Genomic DNA, 5948 nt, shown 5'->3' with positions numbered 1-5948 from the left:
GATTTCTGTGTCGTCGACGGGCGGTGAAGCTTATGCCATTTATCTGGGCACAGGGTCTGGCACGCTGAATGTCGACACCAGGGATCAGGTTGGAGGTCTGATCCGGGTTCAGGATCACGACGTGAATCTGGACGCACAAGGTGGCAACGCGGTGTTCAGCTTCGAGGACGCAGCACCGAGTGTTGGTGCCTTCACCACCACAGTCTCCAACTCGAACTCAGCTTGGTTTGTACAAAACGAAGGCGGAGCCGCGCCCATCTATGCAGCTGTTGACAGCGACCAGCTTGCCGCCTCGGGAGATGTCGTAGCTTTCTACGGCAGCCTTGTCGGCAGCTCGGGTGGTGCGCTTAGCTTCGGTTTGCAGGATGAAGTGACCCGGTCGGGAACTTTTGACGCCGCACGTGGCATCACCTTTGGTGCATTCCGCCCATTCGTTCAACTCGACGCTTCGTCTCGTCGGTTTGAAACTGACCCGAACTTTGACACCGATGTCACTGTCTTCAACGGCAGCGCGGGTTTCTCGGGCCAGATCGAGAACGGTTTGGCCATTGCTCTGAGTATGGGTGTGTTCGAAGCGGACGGCAGCAATGACGCCGATTTTGACACAACGGGCTTCTATCTCGACGCTGCAGTTGGTCGTCAATTTGGAGCCTATACGGTGGAAGCCGGTCTGGGTTATGGCTGGCTGTCCACGGACAGTACGCGCGAGATAGCTGGCAGCGCAAGCGCACAGGCTGACTATGACAGTACGTTGTTGACCGCCTATGTCGGGGCCGACAGACGGTTCGAGGTCAGCGATACTGTGGATATGCTGGGCTTTGCCGATGTCCGTTACACCCGTCAAGAAAACGACGGCTACACTGAAACCGGCTCAGCCGCAAATGCCACTGTGAGTGACACAACCACCGAGGTGATTGAGGCCCGATTAGGTGCCGAAGCAGAAATGTCGCTTGCCAATGGTGGTTTGTTGATCGGCCAGCTGAGTGGCGTACTGCGCCGCGATCTTGGCGATGACAATGCAACGGTCACTGTTTTCTCGTCGTCGCAGAACCTAACTTTTGCCTCGACGGATTTCACCGGTGCAAGTGTATTGGTGGGCTATGAGCATGATCTTCAGGGTGGTATTCATCTGGAGGTTACTGCGGAACAGGAAATCGGCGACGATGCTCAGGGACCGTTCTTCCAAGCGGGCCTGAGGTGGTCTTTCTAAAGCCAAAGTAAGCGCTTTAGATTGCGAAAATACTAAGCCGGAACCGCATGGATGGTTCCGGCATTTTATTTCGGGTATTGAAAGACCACAGTGCAAAGGCTGATCTAATCACAACTTAAAGTGAGTTAAGTAAGGCTCGTCGAAAACCGAATTTCAGGGGCAACTAAAAAGTTTTGATTTCAAATAATTGCTCTGTTGCGCGTGAAATTCCGCCAACAAAATGCTCCGGCCAAACGCAGCTAAGTTTCGTCTGACATCACAATCGGCTCAATGTGGATCACGTCAGATCCATAAGGTGTTGCGCTGTCGATGATTTGGAACATTGTGTCCACCATGGCAACGACATCCTGGCGGACAGAGAACAGGTTTTGTGCCATGTATTGCGCAAACGGATCCCAGTCGAAACTTCCGAAAAGTATTGTGTCCAGCGCGGCTCTGTCATTTTGTGCCAGCCATTCAAAGACACCCTCAAGAGATACCGTAGAGTTTACGAACATGGCCGTCGGCATGCGTCCCGAAGCTTTCACTTTTGCCGAAAACGCAGCTTTGGATTTCGACGCCGCGTAGCCGCAGGCTAGTATGTTGTCTTCAATCGGATGCGCGCCAGCATGTAAGAATGCATCCTCATAGCCGCGTATTCGCTCACTTGTATTGTGGTCCGTTGGGCGTCCACCGACGAACAGAAACTCGTCTTTCCAGTTGCGCCCTTGCGCATCCGCGCGTTCGATCAACGCCTCGGTCAGTTTATAGGCACCGCTGTAATTGTCGGAAATGATGGAAGGCGCCGCCGTGCCCGGCAAATCCAGGTTGATCGTTGGCACGTTCTGCGCACGGCAAATTTCGGCGATTCCATCCGGATCAGATGCGCCGGTGCACACAATGTGATCCACGTTATAGGACAGCATCTGCCTGACGGTCGCCAGCTCCAGTTCAGGTTCGCGATGTGTGCAAGAGGTCATAGGCAACAGGCCCCTGGCACGCGATGCCATCTCAAAGCGCTCGGCGATGGCTCCAAAATATCGGTTGTCGTACATTGGGATAATCATGCCGATCATGCTTGACCTGACACTTCGCAGCGCACGCGCTTGCATGTTTGGCGCATATCCCATCTCGCTTGCCAGTTTTCGGATGGTGTTTGCGCGCTCTTCACTGATGCGCCGGTTGCGCCAGGATCCGTTGAGCACTGCTCCGACCGTGCTTGCTGACGTGCCTGCGCGGTCCGCAATATCGTAGATCGTGATTTGCTTTTTAGTGTCGGTTTTCGCCAAAAATATATCCCTTTGACAAAATTAGCGGTTTCAATATAGCCTGTGCACCATCGATTGCGCAACTAAGAACAACCGATGGTGCAATTATTTTTCGGCTGGATGCTCATGTTTGGCGCTGGCCAATTAGGGAGGAAGTTATGAAACTAAAAATAATTCTTGCAGCTTCTGTCTGCACATTTGCCCTGACGGCAACTTCGGCTGCTGCCGAGACTACGATGGGAATCGTGGTGAAGATCGGAGGAATTCCCTGGTTCAACGCGATGGAAGAAGGCATCAAGGAGCGCGCCGGTGAACTGGGTGTCAGCGCCGAAATGATTGGTCCAACTTCTGCCGATCCAGCCCTTCAGGTCCGTGCAATCGAAGATCTGATCGCAAAGGGCGTTGATGTGATCGGGGTGGTGCCAAACGATGAAGCTGCACTTGAGCCTGTGTTGCAAAAGGCCATGGATGCAGGGATCAAGGTAATCGCACATGAAGGTCCGGGCCTGAACAATGTGGACTGGAATTTCGAACTGGCCTCGGCCGATGGGTTTGGAGAGGCGCACGCTAAGTTGCTGTGCGAGAAAACTGAAGAGCCCGGCACTTACGCCGTTTATGTCGGGTCACTGACCGTACCACTACACAACGCGTGGGCAGATGCAGGTATCGCCTGGCTGGCTGAAAACTGTTCTGACAAGTTGCAGCCGGTGGGTGATCGCTATGGCGTCGCTGAAAGTGTTGATGACAGCCGGTCTACTGCACTTGATCTCATCGCGGCAAATCCGGATTTGCGGGGGTTCCTTGCGTTCGGAAGCCAGGGTCCGATCGGGGCAGGGCGTGCGATCGAAGAACGCCGTCTGGGTGGCAAAGTCCATGTGCTTGGTCCGTTCTCTCCAGGTCAGGGTCAAAAGCTTTTGAAGGATGATGTCATATCCGGAGGGTTTATGTGGAACCCGGCCGAAGCGGGCCGTGTTTTTGTGACCCTGGGCAATATGCTTGTGAATGGTGAAGAAATCACCGAAGGCACCGAGATCGAAGGTTTAGGTGTTGTCAGCCCGGATGAGGCGACCCGCAATATCATCACAGACAACCTTTTGGAGATCAACAAAAGCACAGTCGACGAACTGGCTGCGAAAGGTCTCTGAGGTCGTTTGCTGACGATTTGGAGACCCGCGCGACGCGGGTCTCCACTCGGGCTTAGAACACAATGAAAATTGATCCAGACACTGCACCGGCGTTGAGGCTCCGAAACGTCTCAAAAACCTTCGGCGGGGTAAAGGCGCTGAAATCCGTCGATTTCGAAGTGCAGCCGGGCGAGGTGCATTGCCTTGCCGGGGAAAATGGCTGCGGAAAGTCAACGCTGATCAAGATCGTTACGGGGGTTTACACAGCTGACCCCGGCGCTGAGCTGGAATTGTTCGGTCAGGGCCTTGCTACGATTTCCCCGACAAAAGCGCGGGCATTGGGGATTGCGGTCATTTGGCAGGATCTTGCGCTGTTTCCGCATATGACAGTGGCTGAAAACATCGCATTTGATGAGATGGTCGGGCTGACGCCACGCCTGACATTCGGGAGCCGCTACAAACGTGACGTGCAAGCCGTACTTGACCGTTTGAATGTGCCATTGAACCTCGACACCAGGTTGGGAGACCTGCCGATCGCGCAGCGCCAGATCGTCGCCATTGCCCGTGCATTGATGGGTGAGGCTCGGCTTGTGTTTATGGATGAGCCGACGGCTTCGCTGACCCAAAGCGAAACCGACGCATTGTTGGACGTGGTGCGCACGCTTTCGTCACAAGGGATTGCCGTTGTTTTCGTCAGCCACCGTTTGGCCGAAGTCATAGATGTTTCCGAACGGGTCACAGTTTTGCGCGACGGCAAGCTTGTTGGCGTCTATCCCACCGAAGGCATGACGCAGTCCCGTCTTGGTGAACTGATGACCGGAGCTTTGTTCGAACATACAGTCAGCGCGCAGGACCGTTCCGGGGCGGAACCTGTGCTGGAAGTCGAAGGGATGAGCAGATACGGCGAATTCCAGGATGTATCGCTGACCATTCACCACGGAGAGGTGCTTGGTCTAACCGGGCTGATCGGTGCTGGTCGAACAGAACTTGCCCATGCATTGATCGGAATGAACCCGTTGGATGCGGGCGAAATCCGGTTAGAAGGCGCTCCGGTCCATTTTGCATCAATTCGTGAAGCGATCGCCCGAGGCGTAGCTTATGTGTCAGAAGATCGCCTGTCTTTAGGTCTTATTCAGCCGCAGTCTATCGCAGACAACACAGCGATTTCCGTGCTGGACCGCATTCTCAACGGACTTGGTTTGTTGTCACCAAGACGTCAATCCGAACTTGTCCGGCACTGGATCAGTGAACTTGCCGTGAAAATTGGAAAGCCGGAAGATGCGGTCTCAACCCTGTCAGGTGGCAACCAGCAAAGGGTCGTCCTGGCAAAGTGGCTGGCAACCAAGCCGCGCCTATTGATTTTGGACAGCCCGACTGTTGGCGTTGATGTCGGGGCCCGGGCCGGCATCTTTCGGATTGTACGCCAATTGGCTGATGAGGGGATGGCAATCCTTCTTATCTCGGACGAAGTGACCGAAGCGATGTTCAATTCGGATCGCGTTCTGCACATGGCGGATGGGCGGATTGTGGGCGAATACGATCCCCGCACCACCAGCGTGCCTGAACTGGAGGCACGTATCTATGCGTGACTTCTTTCATACACATCCTGTCGAAGCGCGTCTCAGCATCGTTCTGCTCTTGATGATCCTCGGTTTGTCGCTTGGAACCGACACCTTTCTTACGATGGGCAACATCACGTCGCTGCTCAACAACAATGCAGTTAATCTGATCTGGGCTGTTGGCCTGTTGGTCGTGCTGATTGCCGGTGGAATTGATATTTCCTTCGCCGTGGCGGCTTCGGTCGTTCAATACGTGGCGGCGCAGATTTTCATGAGTATTGGCGGTGGGAATTGGGCAATCGGTTTTGTGGTCGCCGCTTTTCTCGGGATCGGTCTCGGGCTGATCAACGCGCTGCTGATCCACGGGTTTCGGGTGATTTCCATTGTTATCACCATCGCCACGTTCAATGCGTTCTTTGGACTACTGATGTTTTTCACGAAGGGCCGAAACATCTACAACCTGCCGGACTGGTGGACCGACCGCATCTTCATTTTCGAACGACAGGCAGCGGATGGCACCTGGTCTGAGCTGAACCTTTCGGTTGCCGTCATGATCGTATGCGTCGTCGCAACATGGGGTCTCATTCGCCTGACCACTCTTGGCCGTCAGCTTTACGCTTTTGGCGACAATCCCGAGGGCGCCCGGCGTGCGGGTGTGAATATCTGGCAAATGCAAATTGTTGCCTTTGGATGGTGCGGGATGATGGCCGGGATCGGTGGGTTGATGCAGGTAAACATTGCCCAGGAAGTAGTGCCAAATGCGCTTTACGGCCGAGAGTTGGACGTGCTGGCCGCAGTTGTGCTGGGT

General features: G+C 54.5%; 5 protein-coding genes. 4 read left to right on the top strand and 1 reads right to left on the bottom strand.

Translation table 11 applies throughout. The features are described 5' to 3' along the window. Positions 1-1210: autotransporter outer membrane beta-barrel domain-containing protein (locus AC2FNU_RS23665; RefSeq protein ID WP_496793583.1), on the top strand; the 1210-nt coding region annotated here is incomplete at its 5' end. 239 nt (positions 1211-1449) lie between these two features. Here AC2FNU_RS23665 and AC2FNU_RS23660 read toward each other — a convergent pair. After that, the gene (locus tag AC2FNU_RS23660) at positions 1450-2478 is read right to left on the bottom strand and encodes a LacI family DNA-binding transcriptional regulator (RefSeq protein WP_496793579.1); all 1029 of its coding nucleotides are present in this window, start codon (positions 2476-2478) and stop codon (positions 1450-1452) included. Positions 2479-2615: 137 nt separating this feature from the next. Between AC2FNU_RS23660 and AC2FNU_RS23655 the strand changes: the two genes are divergently transcribed. The 3 genes from AC2FNU_RS23655 to AC2FNU_RS23645 all read left to right on the top strand — a co-directional run. After that, complete coding sequence (locus AC2FNU_RS23655; RefSeq protein WP_496793575.1) at positions 2616-3602, top strand: substrate-binding domain-containing protein; 987 nt, start codon at positions 2616-2618, stop codon at positions 3600-3602. 62 nt (positions 3603-3664) lie between these two features. Next, complete coding sequence (locus tag AC2FNU_RS23650; RefSeq protein ID WP_496793571.1) at positions 3665-5170, top strand: sugar ABC transporter ATP-binding protein; 1506 nt, start codon at positions 3665-3667, stop codon at positions 5168-5170. Beyond that, positions 5163-5948 (top strand): ABC transporter permease (locus tag AC2FNU_RS23645; protein ID WP_496793567.1); only part of this gene is annotated, 786 nt, incomplete at its 3' end. The genes AC2FNU_RS23650 and AC2FNU_RS23645, both read left to right, overlap by 8 nt.

The organism is Ruegeria sp. BHSB064 (genome assembly GCF_059613205.1).
This window is presented reverse-complemented; position numbering and strand designations above follow the sequence as displayed.

Coding starts and splice junctions, on each gene's coding strand:
- AC2FNU_RS23655 (WP_496793575.1), top strand. CDS start 2,616: ATGAAACTAAAAATAATTCTTGCAGCTTCTGTCTGCACATTTGCCCTG.
- AC2FNU_RS23650 (WP_496793571.1), top strand. CDS start 3,665: ATGAAAATTGATCCAGACACTGCACCGGCGTTGAGGCTCCGAAACGTC.